This window comes from Kribbella sp. NPDC050241 (assembly GCF_044459685.1).
GTDB lineage: Bacteria > Actinomycetota > Actinomycetes > Propionibacteriales > Kribbellaceae > Kribbella.
Map to the genome: position 1 here is coordinate 1,540,053 of NZ_JBITJE010000001.1, position 16,286 is coordinate 1,556,338.

Consider the following 16,286-nt stretch of genomic DNA (forward strand, 5'->3'; position numbering starts at 1 on the left):
GAACCTACTCCCCCTCAGCCGAGCTTGTAGAGCAGGCCGAGCGCCACGATGGCAGCGAACCAGACCAGACCGATGCCGATCGTGATCCGGTCCAGGTTCCGCTCCGCGACCGATGAGCCGCCCAGGCTGGACGACACACCGCCACCGAACAGGTCGGACAGACCGCCACCGCGGCCTTTGTGCAGCAGCACGAGCAGCGTGAGGATCAGGCTGCAGATGATCACGACGATCGAGAAAGCGAGAATCACGAGGAGTAGCCTAACTGAAGGTCCAGGTAACGGCAGATTCCGGCGAACTCGTCGACCTGCAGGCTGGCACCGCCCACCAGGCAACCGTCCACGTCCGGTTGGGCCATGATGCCACCTGCGCTGGCCATCTTCACCGATCCGCCGTAAAGAATCCGTACCGAGTCGGCCACCGAGGGTGAGAACGTCTCCTCCAGCCGGCCGCGGATCCCCGCGATGACCTCCTGCGCGTCCTCCGGGGTGGCCACCTCGCCGGTGCCGATCGCCCAGACCGGCTCGTAGGCGATGACGAGCTTGCGAACGTCGTCCGCCTTCAGCCCGGCGAGCGCGCCGTCGATCTGGTTCACGCAGTGCTCGACGTGACCGTCGGCCTGCCGGACCTCGAGGCCCTCGCCGACACAGACGATCGGGATCAGTCCGGCCTCGAGCACCTTGGCTGCCTTGGCGTTCACCACCGCATCGGTCTCGTGGTGGTACTGCCTGCGCTCGGAGTGCCCGGCCAGCACGTAGGTGCAGCCGAGCTTGGACAGCATCGCCGCCGAGATCTCACCGGTGTAGGCGCCCGCGTCATGCAGCGACACGTCCTGGGCACCGTACTTGATCTTCATCCGGTCACCGTCGACCAGCGTCTGCACGCTGCGGATGTCGGTGAACGGTGGCAGCACCGCGACCTCGACCCGCTCGAAGTCGTGCTTCTTGTCCTGCAGCGTCCACGACAGCTTCTGTAGCAGGTGCACGGCCTCAACATGGTTGAGGTTCATCTTCCAGTTGCCCGCCATGAGTGGCGTACGGGCAGCATCTGCCATCGTGCTCAGTCCTCTTCCAGTACTGCGAGACCCGGGAGCTCCTTGCCCTCCAGATATTCGAGCGACGCCCCACCACCGGTGGAGATGTGCCCGAACGCGTCGTCCGCGAAGCCTAGCTGGCGCACGGCCGCGGCGGAGTCACCGCCACCCACCACGCTCAGCCCGTCCACCTCGGTCAACGCCTGCGCGACGGCCTTCGTTCCGCCCGCGAACGCCTCCATCTCGAAGACGCCCATCGGACCGTTCCAGAACACCGTCTTCGCTCCGGCGATCTCGGCGGCGAACGCCTTGGCGGACTCCGGGCCGATGTCGAGGCCGAGCTGGTCGGCCGGGATCGCGTCCGCGGCCACGACAGTCGCCGGCGAATCGGCCTTGAACTCGGGCGCGACCACGATGTCGGTCGGCAGCACGATCTCGACGCCCTTGGCCTTCGCGGTCTCCAGGTAGCCCTTGACCGTGTCCAGCTGGTCGTCCTCGAGCAGGCTCTTGCCGACCTCGTGCCCCTGCGCCTTCAGGAAGGTGAAGACCATGCCGCCACCGATCAGCAGCTTGTCGGCCTTGGCCAGCAGGTTGTCGATCACCGCGAGCTTGTCCGACACCTTCGCGCCGCCGAGCACGACGACGTACGGGCGCTGCGGGCTCTCGGTCAGCTTCTTCAGTACGTCGACCTCGGCCAGCACCAGGCCGCCCGCGGCGTGCGGCAGCTGGCGTGCGACGTCGTACACACTGGCCTGCTTGCGGTGCACCACACCGAAGCCGTCGCTGACGAACACATCGGCCAGCGCGGCCAGCTCTTCGGCCAGCGCACCCCGCTGCGTCTCGTCCTTGCTCTCCTCGCGCGGGTCGTACCGCACGTTCTCGAGCAGCAGCACCTCGCCCTCGTCCAGCTCCTGGACGGCTTCCTGCGCGCTGTCACCGGTGACGTCGGCCGCGAAGCGCACGGTGATGCCCTCGGGCTGCAGCAGCTCGCCGAGCCGCTTGGCCACCGGGGCCAGGGTGAACTTCGGGTCCGGCGTGCCCTTCGGGCGGCCGAGGTGCGCGGTGACGATCACCTTGGCGCCGGCCCTGGCCAGCTGGACCAGCGTCGGCAACGACGCACGGATCCGGCCGTCGTCGCCGATCGTGTCGCCGTCGATCGGCACGTTCAGGTCGGAGCGGACCAGCACCCGCAGGCCGGCCACGTCGCCCAGTTCTTCAATCGTCTTCACTGTCAGCTTCCTTCGAAGAAACGGCTAACGTCCGGAGAACTGTGGCAGGAAGCCACAGTTCTCCGGACGCAACGTGAACGGGACGCGTCAGAGCGAGGCGCCGACGTGGTTGACCAGGTCGACGAGGCGGTTCGAGTAGCCCCACTCGTTGTCGTACCAGCCGACGACCTTGACCTGGTTGCCGATCACCTTGGTCAGGCCCGCGTCGAAGATGCAGGACGCCGGGTCGGTGACGATGTCGGTGGAGACGATCTCGTCCTCGGTGTAGGTCAGGTAGCCCTTCAGGCTGCCCTCGGCGGCGGCCGCCTTGTAGGCCTCCTTGACCTCGTCGGCGGTGACCTCGCGGCCGACGGTGACGGTGAGGTCGGTGGCCGAGCCGGTCGGGACCGGGACGCGCAGCGCGTAGCCGTCCAGCTTGCCCTTGAGCTCGGGCAGCACCAGGCCGATCGCCTTCGCGGCGCCGGTGGAGGTCGGCACGATGTTCAGCGCGGCGGCGCGGGCGCGGCGCAGGTCCTTGTGCGGGCCGTCCTGCAGGTTCTGGTCCTGCGTGTACGCGTGGATCGTGGTCATCAGACCCTTCTCGATCGTGAACGCGTCGTGCAGGACCTTGGCCAGCGGGGCGATGCAGTTGGTGGTGCAGGACGCGTTCGAGATCACGGTGTGCTTCTCGGCGTCGTACAGGTCGTGGTTCACGCCCATCACCACGGTCAGGTCCTCGTTCTTCGCCGGGGCGGAGATGATGACCTTCTTGGCGCCGTTGTCGGCATGCGTCTTGGCCTTGGTGGCGTCGGTGAAGAAACCGGTCGACTCGATCACGACGTCGGCGCCGACGTCGGCCCACTTCAGGTTCGAGGGGTCGCGCTCGGCGAACGCCTTGAAGCTGTGACCGGAGACGGTGATGTCGTCGTCGGTCGCGGAGACCTCACCAGGGAAGCGGCCCAGGATCGAGTCGTACTTCAGCAGGTGAGCGAGGGTCTGGTTGTCGGTCAGGTCGTTGACGGCGACGACCTCGATGTCGGCACCGGACGCCTGCGCGGCGCGGAAGAAGTTACGGCCGATCCGGCCGAAGCCGTTGATACCTACGCGTACGGTCACGGGACTGCGTCTCCTCAGAACTAGCTTTCGAGCACTGCCGCTTCACCCCGAACACTAGCCCAAGAGCCCACTCGGCCAACTGGTAGCGTCCACAGCAGACCACCGCCGCTCGCGACGGCCCGCCGGGCGGGCCGGCGGCACGCACAACGGCCCCGGAAACCTTCCGGGGCCGCCATGTGAATACCAGTTGACTGGCTGGTACTGGATCAGGCCGGGTCGAGCATCTCCGGCGTCAGGTTCGCCTCGGTGTTCGGGATGCCGAGGTCGGCGGCGCGCTTGTCCGCCATCGCCAGCAGGCGGCGGATGCGGCCGGCGACCGCGTCCTTGGTGAGGGCCGGCTCGTGCAGCTGCCCGAGCTCCTCCAGACTCGCCTGCTTGTGCTCGAGCCGCAGCTTGCCCGCCACCTGCAGATGGTCGGGTACGTCGTCGCCCAGGATCTCCAGCGCACGCTCGACACGTGCACCGGCAGCAACCGCTGCACGCGCGGAGCGGCGCAGGTTCGCGTCGTCGAAGTTGGCCAGCCGGTTCGCTGTCGCGCGGACCTCGCGGCGCATCCGCCGCTCCTCCCACGCCAGCACGGACTCATGCGCACCGAGGCGGGTCAGCAGTGCCCCGATCGCGTCGCCGTCGCGGATCACCACGCGGTCGACGTTGCGTACTTCGCGGGCCTTCGAACCGATGCCGAGTCGCCGGGCCGCGCCGACCAGCGCCAGAGCAGCCTCGGGACCGGGGCAGGTCACCTCGAGCGAGGACGACCGGCCGGGCTCGGTCAGCGAGCCGTGCGCGAGGAAGGCACCACGCCACGCGGCCACTGCATCGCAGGAGGCGCCCGACACGACTGCCGGCGGAAGGCCGCGGACCGGACGGCCGCGGTTGTCGACCAGCCCGGTCTGGCGGGCCAGCGCGTCGCCGTCGCGCACCACGCGGACGACGTACTTCGTCTGCTTCCGGATTCCGGACGGGGAGATCACGACGACGTCCGACGGGTGGCCGAAGATCTCGGCGATGTCCTTGCGCAGCCGGCGAGCGGCAGCGCCACTGTCCAGTTCGGCTTCGATGACGATCCGCCCGGACACCAGGTGCAGACCGCCCGCGAAGCGTAGGACGGAGGACACCTCGGCCTTGCGGCAACAGGGTTTCGTGACCTGAATACTGGTCAACTCGGACTTCACCTGTGCTGTCATCGCCATGAACGCCATCCTCCCACCGCTGTCAAAGACCCTCGGGCTGCAACTCCAACGGCCACCCGGCCGATCTGTTACGGGCGGTGCAACCTTCCGAACAACTCGCCGCATTCCCTCATCGACACCTGTGAGGAGGCTGGATGAGACGACGCGACGAGGACGAGTTCACCGAGTTCGCCGCGGTGACCATGCCCAGGCTGCGCCGTACGGCGTACCTGATGTGCGGCGACTGGCATCGCGCCGAGGACGCCGCCCAGGATGCACTCGTGAGTGTCTACCGGCGGTGGAACCGGATCGAGCGCGGGGACGGTCTCCTGGGATACGCCCACCGCTGCGTGGTGAACGCCGTACTGACGCAGGCCCGCCGTCCCTGGCGCCGCGAACGCCTCGACAACATCACCGACGAGAGCACCGCACCCCTGCCGGATGCCGCCGCGGCCGTTGACGACCGTCTGCTCGTGGTGCGGGCACTCGCCGCACTGCCGCCGAGTCAGCGGGCCTGCGTCGTCCTGCGGCACTACGCGGACCTGAGCCTCGAACAGACCGCCGAAGTCCTCGGTGTCGGCATCGGCGGAGTGAAGAGCCAGACCTCTCGCGGCCTGGCCCGCCTCCGCGAACTACTCGACCAGACCGTGAGGAGCACACCGTGAGCACCGACCTCGAACAGCTGATGATCCAGGCCGCCGACGACACCGATCATCCACTGCAGACGTCCGTCGGCGACATCGTTCGCCGCGGTCGCCGGACGACGCGGATCACTCGGGCCGCGACCGTCGCCACCACGCTTGTCACCACCGCCGCGGTGGTCGCAGGTATCACCGCGTGGACCGGACACCGCCCCGACGGCGTCCGGCCGGCCGGCGTCCCGGGTGCCGGGCCGACGCTCCAGCCGGCAGCCAGCCATCTCACCGACGCGCAGATCGTCAGTCGCTGCAGACCTCTCGACGACCAATGGCAGCTCGGCAACCACAAGGCCGGTGGCGGCACAGGATCGATCGCCGGCTGGAAGGTCGCCATCAGCCAGGCGGCCGACACCTGGATCCGGGCGATCCTGGTGTCCCCCGACAAGAAGAAGTGGGCGATCTGCCAGGAGAACTCCAGCGCCGGCGCCCCCACCGACTACTACCTGCGCGAGGACCTCAAGTTCCAGGAGGCCTTCGTGAACTGGACCGACAACAACGGCACGGAAGGACCCGTGCCCAAGAACATCGCCTCGGTCGAGATCCAGATCGACGGCGTCACCAGCGAGGCGGCGGTGAAGAACGGCTTCATGCTCTGGTACGCCGATCTCACCCCCCTCAAGGTGCGGGACAAGCCGATCTGGGCGATCTACTACGACAAGAACGGCCGGGAGATCGCGCGGTTCGACACGAACATCTACAACCCGTGGGAGGGGGAAAGCTCGCACCGCAAACCTGTCTACCCACGGTGAGTCACTCGAAGAGTTCGCGGTAGATCTTGGCCAGTTTGCCTGGGTCGTGGTGGAGCTGGCGGTCCTCGGCGGCGATGTCGGCGATCACCAGGTCGGCGCCGAGGGCTTGCGCAGTACGGCGCAGCGACTCCGGGTCGGGGACATGTTGTTCGTCGGCGAGGACGACATCGATGCGCAGATCCGGCGCATGAGCCGCCAGCACTTCGAGGTGCGTTTCCGGCGAGAAACCGTCGGTCTCGCCCTTCTGTTCACCGAGGTTCAGGGTGAGCAACCGGCGAGCGCTCGTTTCCTGGAGGCCGCGAGACAGTTCGGGAACCAGCAAGTTCGGGATCACTGACGTGAACCACGAGCCCGGGCCGACCACGACCCAGTCGGCCTCCGCGATGGCCACCAAAGCCTCGGGACAGGCCGGCGGGTCGGCCGGGTCGAGTGTGACATCGACGACGTGACCCTCGGTCGTCGCCACCTCGGCCTGGCCGCGGATCTCCGCGATCGCCTCCGGATGCTCCGGATCCAGCCCGAGCACGCGCGCGGTGATGTCCAGCGGTACGGCGGACATCGGCAGGACGCGGCCTTGTGCGCCGAGTAGCCGGGCCACCCAGTCGAGTCCGTCGACTGCTTCGCCGAGCAACTCCCACAACGCGACGATCAACAGGTTGCCGACCGCGTGATCGTGCAGCTCACCGTTGCTGCGGAACCTGTGCTGCAGTACGTCGGCCCACGTCCGGCCCCACTCGTCGTCGCGGCACAGCGCGGCCAGCGCCATCCGCAGATCACCAGGCGGCAGCACACCGAGCTCGCGACGCAACCGTCCGGACGAGCCACCGTTGTCGGCGACCGTGACGACCGCGGTCAGCTGGTCGGTGACATGACGGAGTGCGGACAGAGAGGCTGCCAAGCCATGCCCCCCACCTAAGGCGACGACCCGGGGGGCTGAGCGGGGGTCTGTGGGTCGCCCCCCAGCCGGCACGTCAGAGCGCCCCGGCCCGTGCTCTCCGCGGGCAGAGTCGTCCCAGACGCCCTGGCTCACTCCCGCCCCAGATCCCGGTGTACGACCAACGTCGGTGACCCTCTCTCGCGCAGCCTGCGGGCGATCTCCTCGGCCATCGCGACACTGCGGTGCTTACCCCCGGTGCATCCGATCGCGACGGTGACGAAGCGCTTGCCCTCGTTCAGGTAGCCGGTCCGCAGGGTGTCCAGCACGTCCACGTAGTTCTGCAGGAACTGCTGGGCCAGCGGATGGCCGAGGACGAAGTCTGACACAGGCTTGTCCTGCCCGGTCATCGGCCGCAGATCCGGCTGCCAGTACGGGTTCGGGATGAACCGCATGTCGGCCACCACGTCGGCGTCCACCGGGATGCCGTACTTGAACCCGAACGACACCACGGTCGCCCGCAGCTCGGCGTTCTCCTCGTCGCCGAAGGCGTTCACGATCTTCGCGGCGAGCTGGTGGATGTTCATGTTCGAGGTGTCGATGACCAGGTCCGCGCCGGCCCGGATGTCGCCGAGCAGTTCACGCTCGCGCTGGATCCCGGTCAGCAGCCGGCCCTCGCCCTGCAGCGGGTGCGGCCGGCGGACGCTCTCCTGCCGGCGCACGATCACGTCGTCGGAGGCCTCGAGGAACAGCGTCAGCGGCCGGTACCCCTTCAGCCGCAGGTCGTGGATCGCCGAGCTCAGCTCGTCGAAGAACAGCCCGGTCCGGACGTCGACGACGATCGCGAGCCGGGGCGCCGCGCCGGTGCCGACGACCTGCTCGACGAGGGTCGTCAGGAACATCGGTGGCAGGTTGTCGACCACGAACCAGCCGAGGTCCTCCAGTACGTCCGCGACCGAGCTCCGTCCCGCGCCGGACATACCGGACACGATGATGAGATTGCCGCCCGAGTCGTCCATCAGCTCTCAGTTCTCCTTGGGTCCCCGTCGGGCGCCCCGGCCGGCGCCGGGACGTCGTCATCCAGTATCTCGCCTGTGGCGGTGTTCACCGACGGCGCCCGGCCGGTATCGGCCTTCGTTGCCGCAGCGTTCACCGCGAGTACGACGGACTCCGCCGTCCGACGACCGAACCCGGGCAGGTCGGCGACCTCGTCCACGGTCGCCTGGCGCAGCTTCTTCAGGGACCCGAAATGCCGCAGCAGCGTCTTGCGCCGCACCTCGCCCAGGCCGGAGACCTCGTCGAGGACGCTCTCCACCATCGACTTCGACCGCCGGCTGCGGTGATGGGTGATGGCGAACCGGTGCGCCTCGTCGCGCAGTCTCTGCAGGAGATACAGCCCTTCGGACGTGCGGGAGAAGATGACCGGGTCCTCCTCGTCCGGGACCCAGACCTCCTCGAGCCGCTTGGCCAGGCCAACGACCGGAATGTCGCCGAGGCCGAGCTCGTCCATCGCCTGCCGCGCGGCCGCGACCTGCGGCGGACCGCCGTCGACCACGACCAGACCGGGCGCGTAGGAGAACTTCCGCGCGCGACCGGTCTCCGGGTCGATCAGGCCGGCAACCGGGTCCTCGTCCTCCTGCAACGTGGCCCGCTCGTCCAGCAGCCGCTTGAACCTCCGGGTCAGCACCTCGGCGATCGACGCGACGTCGTTCTGCCCGTCGACGCCCTTGATGACGAACCGCCGGTACTCGCTCTTGCGGGGCAGGCCGTCCTCGAAGACGACCATCGAGGCGACCACCTCGGTGCCCTGCAGGTTCGAGACGTCGTAGCACTCCAGCCGCAGCGGCGCCTCCGGCAGATCGAGCGCGGCCTGGATCTCCTCCAGCGCCAGGTTGCGAGTGGTCAGATCGCTGGCCCGCTTGGTCTTGTGCATGGTCAGCGTCTGCAGCGCGTTCCGCCCGACCGTCTCCATCAGCGCCTTCTTGTCACCGCGCTGCGGGACCCGGATGAACACCTTCGAGCCGCGCAGCTCGGACAGCCACTCGGTCAGCGCCTCGGCGTCGTCCGGCTCGGTCGGGACCAGGATCTCGCGCGGGATCACGTCGCCCGAGTCACCGGCGTACGTCTGCTGGATGAACCGCGACACCAGGTCGCCGGTGGTCGCCGTACCGTCTGCCTTGTCGGCGATCCAGCCGCGCTCACCGCGGATCCGGCCGCCCCGCACGTAGAAGATCTGCACCGCGACCTCGAGCGGATCCTCGCTGAGGGCGATCACGTCGGTGTCGGTCCCGTCGCCGAGGACCACCGCGTTTTTTGCCAGCGCCTTCTCCAGCGCGGCCAGGTCGTCGCGGATCTTCGCGGCCCGCTCGTACTCCAGCTCGGCCGCCGCGGCCTTCATCTCCTTCTCCAGCCGGCGCACGTACGTCGCGGTCTGGCCGGAAAGGAAGGCCGCGAAGTCGTCGACGATCTTGCGGTGCTCCTCCTGGCTCACCTGACCGGTGCAGGGCGCGGCGCACTTGCCGATGTAGCCGAGCAGGCACGGACGGCCGATCTGGCGGTGCCGGTTGAACACGCCCTTGCTGCACGAGCGCATCGGGAACACCCGCAGCAGCAGGTCGACGGTCTCGCGGATCGCCCAGGCGTGGCTGTACGGACCGAAGTACCGGACGCCCTTCTTCTTCTGGCCCCGGCCGACCATCACCCGCGGGTAGTCCTCGTTGAGGGTGATGGCGAGCCACGGGTACGACTTGTCGTCGCGGTACTTCACGTTGAAGCGCGGGTCGTACTCCTTGATCCAGGAGTATTCGAGCTGCAGCGACTCGACCTCGCTGCCGACCACGGTCCACTCGACCTTCGAGGCCGTCGTGACCATCGCCTGGGTGCGCGGATGCAGGTTGATCAGGTCCTGGAAGTACGACGACAACCGGGCCCGCAGGTTCTTCGCCTTGCCGACGTAGATCACCCGTCCGGCAGCATCACTGAAGCGGTAGACACCGGGTGAGTCGGGGATCGACCCTGGAGCGGGACGGTACGAGGACGGATCAGCCACCCAACCACCCTAGTTCGGTTCGCCGACAAATCCGGAATTCCGCAAAAGTCTCTACTGCAACTTCAATGACACACTTGAAAGCATGAACGTCGACGAACTGGATCGGCTGATCCGCGCGGACGACGGCCTGCGGGTACTCGAGGCCCAGGACGACCTGTTCTACCTGTACGACCCGGCCGCGGACCTGCCGCCGGAGCGGCAGCAACCCTTCGCCACGATCGTCACCGGCGACCACTACGAGAAGGTCTCCCGGCTGGACGAGCCCGGGGCGTGGCGACTCAACATCGGCCTGACGAAGGCGACGTACACCTCACTCTTCGGACCCGTGCCGACCGAGCGGGATGCCGACTGGGTGCTCGACTCGGGCCACGACTACACCCAACGCGACAAGCTGATGCCGCATCCCTTCTACGCCTCGCAGTACTGGGTCTGCATCGTCTCCCCCACCGAACTCGACCCGTTGAAGCCGTTGCTGACCGAGGCCTACGAGTTCGCGGTCCGCAAGTACGACCGGCATCGGGCCCGGCAAACCAAGTGAACATTGCGATCGTGTTGCGGGTTGTCCCATAAGGCCGGTCTGACCCCCGGTTGGGATGAGCGGGCTCTCTAGCCTGTGACTCAGGGTAGACAGGCAGGTCCTTTGCGTGAGGCAACAAGGCCTTGCGCTGACTCGAGGGAGTTCCGCCCATGTCCCTATCCGTACGCAGGCCACGTGCCGTTCTCGGCGCCGTGGCAGCGGCCGCGCTCGCCGCCACAGTCATCGTCGCCACCGCTGCCGGCAGTGATGCCGCACAGCAGGCCGACGTGACGATCCGCGGCGCCGGCACCGCAGACGCGATCCCAGGCAGCTACATCGTCGTCCTCGCGGGCCAGCGCTCGCAGGCCCAGACCCGGGCCACCAACCAGAGCCTGGCGAGCAGCTACGACGTGAAGGTCCGCGACCAGTACGACGTGTCGATCAAGGGCTTCTCGGCGAGCATGAGTGAGGAGCAGGCGAAGAAGCTGGCCGGCGACGAACGAGTCGCCTACGTACAGCAGAACCAGAAGATCACGGTCAGCCAGGACGACCCGCCGTGGGGCCTGGACCGGGCCGACCAGCGCGATCTGCCGCTGGACAAGAAGTACGAGGCAGCCACCACCGCCGACAACGTGAACGTCTACGTGATCGATACCGGCATCTACCCCCAGCACAAGGACTTCGGCGGCCGCGCGTCGGTCGGCACCGACACCGTCGGCGACGGTCAGAACGGCGTCGACTGCATGGGGCACGGCAGCCACGTGGCCGGCACCATCGCCGGTACGACGTACGGTCTCGCCAAGGGCGCCAAGGTGTTCGGCGTCCGGGTGCTCGACTGCAGCGGCTCGGGTTCGACCGAGTCCGTGGTGGCGGGGATCGACTGGGTGACCAAGAACGCGAAGAAGCCCGCGGTGGCGAACATGAGCCTGGGCGGCGGCGCGGACGACGCGCTCGACGCGGCGGTGAAGGCGTCGGTCGACTCCGGCGTCACGTACGCCGTTGCCGCGGGCAACGAGAGTTCGGACGCGTGCGGTGGCTCGCCGGCCAAGGAGCCGTCCGCGATCACGGTCGGCGCGACCGACGACCAGGACCAGAAGGCGACGTTCTCGAACTGGGGCACGTGCGTCGACCTGTTCGCGCCTGGTGTCGACATCACGTCGGTCGGCATCACCGACCCGGACGCGACCGCCAAGATGAGCGGTACGTCGATGGCCACGCCGCACGTGGCCGGTGGGGTCGCGCTCTATCTGGCCGACCACCCGGACGCGACGCCGGCTGACGTCGCCACCGCCCTGGTCGGCGCCTCGACGACGCCGGACAAGGTCGGAGACCCGGGCACCGGTTCGCCCAACAAGCTCCTGTTCGTCGGGAAGGCCGACCCGGCACAGGGCTGACTGGTGTGAAAGGCCCGGCTGCTCTCTGGGAGTGGCCGGGCCTTTCGCTGTTTGTCAGGCGGACTGCACGATGTTGCTGCCCTCGACGGCCACGTTGACCGCCGGGAGCGGGCGCTGCGCCGGACCACTGGTCGGGCTGCCGTCGCTGATGCTGAAGTGGCTGCCGTGGAACGGGCAGACGATCTGTCCGCTCTCGATCGAGCCCACCGGGTTGCCCTGGTGGGTGCAGACCGCGGAGAAGCCCTTGAACTGGCCCGCGGCCGGCTGCGTCACGACCACCTTCGCGTCGGTGAAGATCTTGCCGCCGCCGACCGGTACGTCGGACACCGGGCCGAGGACTGTGCCTCCGCTCGCACTGGACGGCGGCGCCGAGCTGGTCCCGCTGGTCGGTGCCGAGCTGGTGCCCGTCGTCGGTGCTGAGCTGGTGCCGGTCGTCGGCGCGGAGCTGCTGGTGCCGCCTCCCGCCGTGTCGTTGCCACCACCACAGGCCGCGAGAATCGGGGCGCTGGCACCTACGAGTGCAGCCATGGCCGCACAGCGCAACACCGTCCTCCGGTCGCGCACGTCCTCGGGCGCAGGGGTCGCCTCGGTCGACTGCGGGGTGGGTGGTGCCATGGTGTCATCGCTCATGAATCTGGACCTCCAGGAGCTTGCTGGTCGAAGTAATTGAATGCTCTGCTTCTTTGCTGTCTACCCGACCCCTCCAAACGGGCGGATACCGAGTCAAACGACCAGCTGAGGCGAACGGTTCAACCGCTACGGGATTCAACCGCGATTTGAGAGTTTGCTGAGAATCAGCTGGCAGTGCGGGTGACGGTGTCGACCACCCGGGCGGCCAGGTCCAGCACAGCGCGCCGCGTCTCGGCCTGGAGCTCCTCGGTATGCATCGGCCAGGCCTGCGCGATGTGGACGTCGTACGGCAGCACGATCGGCTCCAGACCGCGTTGCCGGAAGGCCTCGACCAGCCAGTTGATCGAGCCCGGGTGGACGTTCTCGACCATGGTGATGACGACGACGCCGCGGCTCAGCAGCACGTCCTGTCCGTCCGGCGTCAGCTGGTCGAGCTGCGTCAGGCAGTAGTTCGCCACCTGCTGCGCGGACGGCACCACGAGCACCGCGCAGTGCCCCGAGGACGCCATCACGGTGGCGATCTCGTCGAACATGGTCCCGGGGCAGTCCACCACAGCCAGACCGACGTCCCGCGCGCCTTGACCCTGCACCTCGGCGAGCGTCGTACGGACCGCGTCGGCGCTGGCGTCGCTTCGGACCAGACTGACGCCCTCGATCGGACCGGCGCCCAGCGACAGCTCGAGCCGTCGCGACAGCTCCGCACCGGCCGGGTCGACGTCCACCGCGACCACGCGGTCGCTGCGTTGCGCCGCAAGCATGGTGGCGAGCAGCGCGGTGACAGTCGACGTACCGCCGTCGGTGACCGGACTCAGCACGCCGACGCGACGCATGATCGCGATCGGACGGCGGATGGTCGCGATGTGGTCGACGTCGCGCTGCATCCGTCCGGACGCGCCGATCAGGTACGCCGCCTCGGACGCGATCCGGCGGAAGTGCCGGAACACCGAGTCGCCCTCGTCCCCCTCCTGCTGCGGCTGCGGCGCTCCCCACCCGTCCTGCTGAGGTTGAGGCGGCGGCTGCTGCGGTGCGTAGTGCTGTGGCGGCGGCATGTACTGATACGGATCTGGCTGCGGCGACGGGTACTGGCCCTGGCCGTACTGCTGCTGAGGGTACTGCTGTGGTGGGTATTGCTCCTGCGGATACGGCTGCGGCGGGTACTGCTCGTACGGCTGCTGTGGCGGGTAGTACTGCTGCGGCGGGTACGGCTGCTGGTCGTACTGCTGCGGCGTGTACGGCTGCTGGTCGTACTGCTGCGGCGGGTACTGCTCCTGGGGGTAGGGCTGGGGCGGGTACTGCTGTTGCGGTGGCGCCGGGGCAGGCGGTGCTTCCGGACCCGGTTCCGCGGGAGCCGGCGGGTTGTCGGTGCGGGCCTGTTCTTCGGCCGGTGGCTGCTCCGCCATCTGGCGCAGCATGTCACCCTGCCAGTTCGATTCAGTCATTCCATCCGGTCGTCAGAACGCGTGCAGCAGTTTGGAGTAGACGCCGAACACACCCAGCGCCAGGGGGACCGTCACGATGATCGCCCCGACCTCAAGATAGTCGAGCAGTTGCGTGAGCCGCGCGCGGACATGCTCCGCCGGTGCGAAACCGAGACCGAAGGCGCAGAACATCGCCACCAGCACCAGCAACCCGAGCGCGATGAACGCACCACCCTGACCGTTCAGCGCCGCGATCAGCACGCACCCTGTCACGATCGTGAACGCGGCCGCGAACAGAACGGCCACCTCACTCACCAGCGGGTACAACCGCGACCGCGACGCCAGCAGGAACGCCAGCACCAGCGCAAGTGCGACCGCCCATGCACCGCCCTGCCGGAGCAGCATGATCCCGGCGACCGCCGACGACACTGCGATCGGCACGGTCGCCAACGCGAGACCCAGGTGCGCCGCGTTCAGCGCACTCTGTACGTCGCCGCGCATGATCTCCTGGCCGGACGCGCGACGGTCGTCCAGGTTGGACAGTCCGGACAGCGCCAGCGCCATCCGCGGCAGCAGTCCGAGCAGCAGTACGGCGAGCAGTGCCGCGAGCGCACCGACCCGCTCGGTGGCCAGTCCGGTGCCGACACCGATCATCCAGACCGCGACGAACAGGATCGACGTCGCGGAAGCGACCGCGCCACCACCGGCCACGCCCGCGGCGGCGTACAGCAACGGTCCGAAGGCAAGGCAGAGTGCGCCGAGCGTGATGACGAGCCCGAGATCCCATCCCGCGTCGAGCGCCCAGAAGCCCACCGACAGCGCCAGCAGCACCGTCGCGACCGTGACCAGCGGGATCGCGACCACCTTGCTGCCGCCGCGACCGAGGGCGATGCCGATGAAGGCACAGATCGCGGCCAGCACCACCAGGATCGCCGCGGTCAGCGCGTTCGGCGCGGCCACCAGCAGCGAGATCGCGCCGGCGATGATCGAGAACACCAGCCCGGCTCCGGCCAGGATCCGCCGGTGCGCGGGCTTGAACGTCGTACCGCGGCGCTTGAGGTCCTCGACGGCTTCCTCGGTGACGTCGTACACGGTCGGAGGCGGAGGCAGCTCACCCTCGGCCGCGAGCCGCAGCACCGTGCCGTCGATGATCTGCGCGGACGCGAGCGTGCCCTCCGGTGGAACCAACGCACCGGCCGCGGTGGTGAGGAAGCGCCGCTGAGGTGTCTGCTGGAGCGGCTCGTCCAGCATCCGCAGAAGGTCCGGCAGCAGTACGCCGAGCGGTTCGTCGGCGGGCAGCACCGCATCCAGCCGACGGCGCTGACCGATCACCGTCACCCGGCTGTACACGCTCATCCTTGTCTACTCCCGTCGTACTCGTTCGTCACTTCCGGCCGGCCAGCGCCTCGGTCGGGATGAGCTTCTTCATCAGCGCCGCGTACTTCTCCCAGTCGCGCGGATCCCGGCCGTTCCCGATCGGGTACCAGATCGCGGGCGCGTGCGCCGGGCCGATGGCCAGCGCCTTGCTGATCCCCTCGACCTTCACCATCTCCGCCACGCTGGAACCCTCGACCGCCTCGTGGCCGGCCGCGATCCCGATCGGGCTCGCCATCGCGACGAACCGCGGCTGGTAGGTCCCGTCGGCGGCGCCGTACGACCCCATCACCATCGCCGAGATCAGCTCGAAATTGTCGGCGATCTCGTCGATCCAGTCGCCGACCTTGTTCACGTCGGGGAAGTCCATCCCGGGCTGGGCGACCGCCAGCGTCACCGTCTCGTCCAGGCCGGACTGGGTCCGGCGAGCCTCCAATGTGCCGACCGCGGGCCGGAACTCCGCGCCGGGCTGCCCCGCGAGGATCAACCAGGTCGGATCCGGCGCCCGGCCACGGCAGTACTCGGTCAGCGCCTCCGGGCTCCAGGGCTGGGTGACAGGCTCGGACGTCGACCAGCCTGCCGGTCCGGTGCCGGTGGTCGCGGTGAACAGCCGTTCGGCGACGCGGCCCAGCACCAGGCTCGCAACCGGCTTGTGCCGGACCCGCACGGTGAACTGCAACTGGCCGAACAAGTCCTCCTGGACGGCGAAGTCAGGATGCAGGTCCGACGTCTGCTCCCCTGGCCTGGCCGTCGACCGGGCCAGGAACTGCTCGCCGTTCCACTTCAGCCGGACCCCGTTGAGGCCGTCGAAGTACTCCCCGTCGTCGGCGGTGACGACCCACTTCGCGTTCAGGCCGCCGAACAGCGTCGAGCGGACCGGCCAGGTCAGCCGGGACGCCTTCGGCGTGATCAGCTGGACGTCGCGCCCGGCCGCCTTGGCCGACGTCAGCGCGTCGCTGAGCCAGGCCGACATGCCGATCACCGGGCGGTCCTGCATGACGACGGCGACCTTGTCCGTGATCAGGTCGACGCCCGGGCTGAAGGTCAGGTCGTTCGGCAT

At 68.5% G+C, this 16,286-nt stretch carries 16 protein-coding genes; 4 read left to right on the plus strand and 12 right to left on the minus strand.

The features are described 5' to 3' along the window. Positions 1 to 14: 14 nt before the first annotated feature. The 5 genes from secG to whiA all read right to left on the minus strand — a co-directional run bounded on the left by secG (position 15) and on the right by whiA (position 4,544). The gene (secG, locus tag ACIBG5_RS07290) at positions 15 to 248 is read right to left on the minus strand and encodes a preprotein translocase subunit SecG (protein WP_131356951.1); all 234 of its coding nucleotides are present in this window, start codon (positions 246 to 248) and stop codon (positions 15 to 17) included. Further along, positions 245 to 1,051 carry a triose-phosphate isomerase gene (gene tpiA, locus ACIBG5_RS07295; RefSeq protein WP_360446973.1) on the minus strand — a complete coding sequence of 269 codons (807 nt, stop codon included), beginning with the start codon at positions 1,049 to 1,051 and terminating at the stop codon, positions 245 to 247. The genes secG and tpiA overlap by 4 nt, the downstream gene beginning before the upstream one ends. 5 nt (positions 1,052 to 1,056) lie before the next feature. Beyond that, positions 1,057 to 2,259, minus strand: a complete 1,203-nt coding sequence (locus ACIBG5_RS07300; protein WP_396390659.1) for a phosphoglycerate kinase — start codon at positions 2,257 to 2,259, stop codon at positions 1,057 to 1,059. Between the two features lie 87 nt (positions 2,260 to 2,346). Beyond that, a complete protein-coding gene (gene gap / locus ACIBG5_RS07305) occupies positions 2,347 to 3,354 on the minus strand; it encodes a type I glyceraldehyde-3-phosphate dehydrogenase (protein WP_396390661.1) in 1,008 nt (335 codons plus the stop codon). Between the two features lie 206 nt (positions 3,355 to 3,560). Then, positions 3,561 to 4,544: a DNA-binding protein WhiA gene (gene whiA, locus ACIBG5_RS07310; RefSeq protein WP_131515928.1), complete on the minus strand. Its 984-nt coding sequence runs from the start codon at positions 4,542 to 4,544 to the stop codon at positions 3,561 to 3,563. Positions 4,545 to 4,678: 134 nt separating this feature from the next. Here whiA and ACIBG5_RS07315 point away from each other — a divergent pair, with 134 nt between their 5' ends. Together ACIBG5_RS07315 and ACIBG5_RS07320 are read left to right on the plus strand one after the other, a co-directional pair. Further along, on the plus strand, positions 4,679 to 5,188 hold the full coding sequence (locus ACIBG5_RS07315; protein WP_396390663.1) for a SigE family RNA polymerase sigma factor: 510 nt from the start codon (positions 4,679 to 4,681) through the stop codon (positions 5,186 to 5,188). After that, a complete protein-coding gene (locus ACIBG5_RS07320; protein WP_396390664.1) occupies positions 5,185 to 5,970 on the plus strand; it encodes a hypothetical protein in 786 nt (261 codons plus the stop codon). Before ACIBG5_RS07315 ends, ACIBG5_RS07320 begins: the two co-directional genes overlap by 4 nt. 1 nt (position 5,971) lies before the next feature. Here the strand turns inward: ACIBG5_RS07320 and yvcK are convergent, their stop codons facing one another. The 3 genes from yvcK to uvrC are packed head-to-tail and all read right to left on the minus strand — an operon-like array spanning position 5,972 to position 9,893. Continuing rightward, positions 5,972 to 6,940, minus strand: coding sequence for a uridine diphosphate-N-acetylglucosamine-binding protein YvcK (yvcK, locus tag ACIBG5_RS07325; protein WP_396390665.1), 969 nt, complete (start codon positions 6,938 to 6,940; stop codon positions 5,972 to 5,974). Between the two features lie 56 nt (positions 6,941 to 6,996). Next, positions 6,997 to 7,863, minus strand: coding sequence for an RNase adapter RapZ (gene rapZ, locus ACIBG5_RS07330; RefSeq protein WP_131515931.1), 867 nt, complete (start codon positions 7,861 to 7,863; stop codon positions 6,997 to 6,999). Continuing rightward, complete coding sequence (gene uvrC, locus ACIBG5_RS07335) at positions 7,863 to 9,893, minus strand: excinuclease ABC subunit UvrC (RefSeq protein WP_396390666.1); 2,031 nt, start codon at positions 9,891 to 9,893, stop codon at positions 7,863 to 7,865. The genes rapZ and uvrC overlap by 1 nt, the downstream gene beginning before the upstream one ends. Before the next feature lie 82 nt (positions 9,894 to 9,975). Between uvrC and ACIBG5_RS07340 the strand changes: the two genes are divergently transcribed. Together ACIBG5_RS07340 and ACIBG5_RS07345 are read left to right on the plus strand one after the other, a co-directional pair. Further along, positions 9,976 to 10,431, plus strand: a complete 456-nt coding sequence (locus ACIBG5_RS07340; RefSeq protein WP_396390667.1) for a DUF6194 family protein — start codon at positions 9,976 to 9,978, stop codon at positions 10,429 to 10,431. A 149-nt stretch (positions 10,432 to 10,580) separates the two neighbouring features. Continuing rightward, positions 10,581 to 11,804 carry a S8 family peptidase gene (locus ACIBG5_RS07345; protein ID WP_396390668.1) on the plus strand — a complete coding sequence of 408 codons (1,224 nt, stop codon included), beginning with the start codon at positions 10,581 to 10,583 and terminating at the stop codon, positions 11,802 to 11,804. A 54-nt stretch (positions 11,805 to 11,858) separates the two neighbouring features. On the opposite strand, the gene ACIBG5_RS07350 is transcribed toward ACIBG5_RS07345, so the two are convergent. The 4 genes from ACIBG5_RS07350 to ACIBG5_RS07365 all read right to left on the minus strand — a co-directional run bounded on the left by ACIBG5_RS07350 (position 11,859) and on the right by ACIBG5_RS07365 (position 16,286). Next, complete coding sequence (locus ACIBG5_RS07350; protein ID WP_360446955.1) at positions 11,859 to 12,434, minus strand: Rieske (2Fe-2S) protein; 576 nt, start codon at positions 12,432 to 12,434, stop codon at positions 11,859 to 11,861. Between the two features lie 164 nt (positions 12,435 to 12,598). Then, a complete protein-coding gene (locus ACIBG5_RS07355) occupies positions 12,599 to 13,873 on the minus strand; it encodes a MinD/ParA family protein (protein WP_396390669.1) in 1,275 nt (424 codons plus the stop codon). A gap of 12 nt (positions 13,874 to 13,885) precedes the next feature. Continuing rightward, positions 13,886 to 15,208: an EsaB/YukD family protein gene (locus ACIBG5_RS07360; RefSeq protein WP_360446951.1), complete on the minus strand. Its 1,323-nt coding sequence runs from the start codon at positions 15,206 to 15,208 to the stop codon at positions 13,886 to 13,888. Positions 15,209 to 15,236: 28 nt separating this feature from the next. Next, positions 15,237 to 16,286: a DUF6177 family protein gene (locus ACIBG5_RS07365; protein WP_396390670.1), complete on the minus strand. Its 1,050-nt coding sequence runs from the start codon at positions 16,284 to 16,286 to the stop codon at positions 15,237 to 15,239.

Coding starts and splice junctions, on each gene's coding strand:
- tpiA (WP_360446973.1), bottom strand. CDS start 1,051: ATGGCAGATGCTGCCCGTACGCCACTCATGGCGGGCAACTGGAAGATG.
- whiA (WP_131515928.1), bottom strand. CDS start 4,544: ATGGCGATGACAGCACAGGTGAAGTCCGAGTTGACCAGTATTCAGGTC.
- ACIBG5_RS07315 (WP_396390663.1), top strand. CDS start 4,679: ATGAGACGACGCGACGAGGACGAGTTCACCGAGTTCGCCGCGGTGACC.
- rapZ (WP_131515931.1), bottom strand. CDS start 7,863: ATGGACGACTCGGGCGGCAATCTCATCATCGTGTCCGGTATGTCCGGC.
- ACIBG5_RS07340 (WP_396390667.1), top strand. CDS start 9,976: ATGAACGTCGACGAACTGGATCGGCTGATCCGCGCGGACGACGGCCTG.
- ACIBG5_RS07345 (WP_396390668.1), top strand. CDS start 10,581: ATGTCCCTATCCGTACGCAGGCCACGTGCCGTTCTCGGCGCCGTGGCA.
- ACIBG5_RS07350 (WP_360446955.1), bottom strand. CDS start 12,434: ATGAGCGATGACACCATGGCACCACCCACCCCGCAGTCGACCGAGGCG.
- ACIBG5_RS07355 (WP_396390669.1), bottom strand. CDS start 13,873: ATGACTGAATCGAACTGGCAGGGTGACATGCTGCGCCAGATGGCGGAG.
- ACIBG5_RS07360 (WP_360446951.1), bottom strand. CDS start 15,208: ATGAGCGTGTACAGCCGGGTGACGGTGATCGGTCAGCGCCGTCGGCTG.
- ACIBG5_RS07365 (WP_396390670.1), bottom strand. CDS start 16,286: ATGCCGAACGACCTGACCTTCAGCCCGGGCGTCGACCTGATCACGGAC.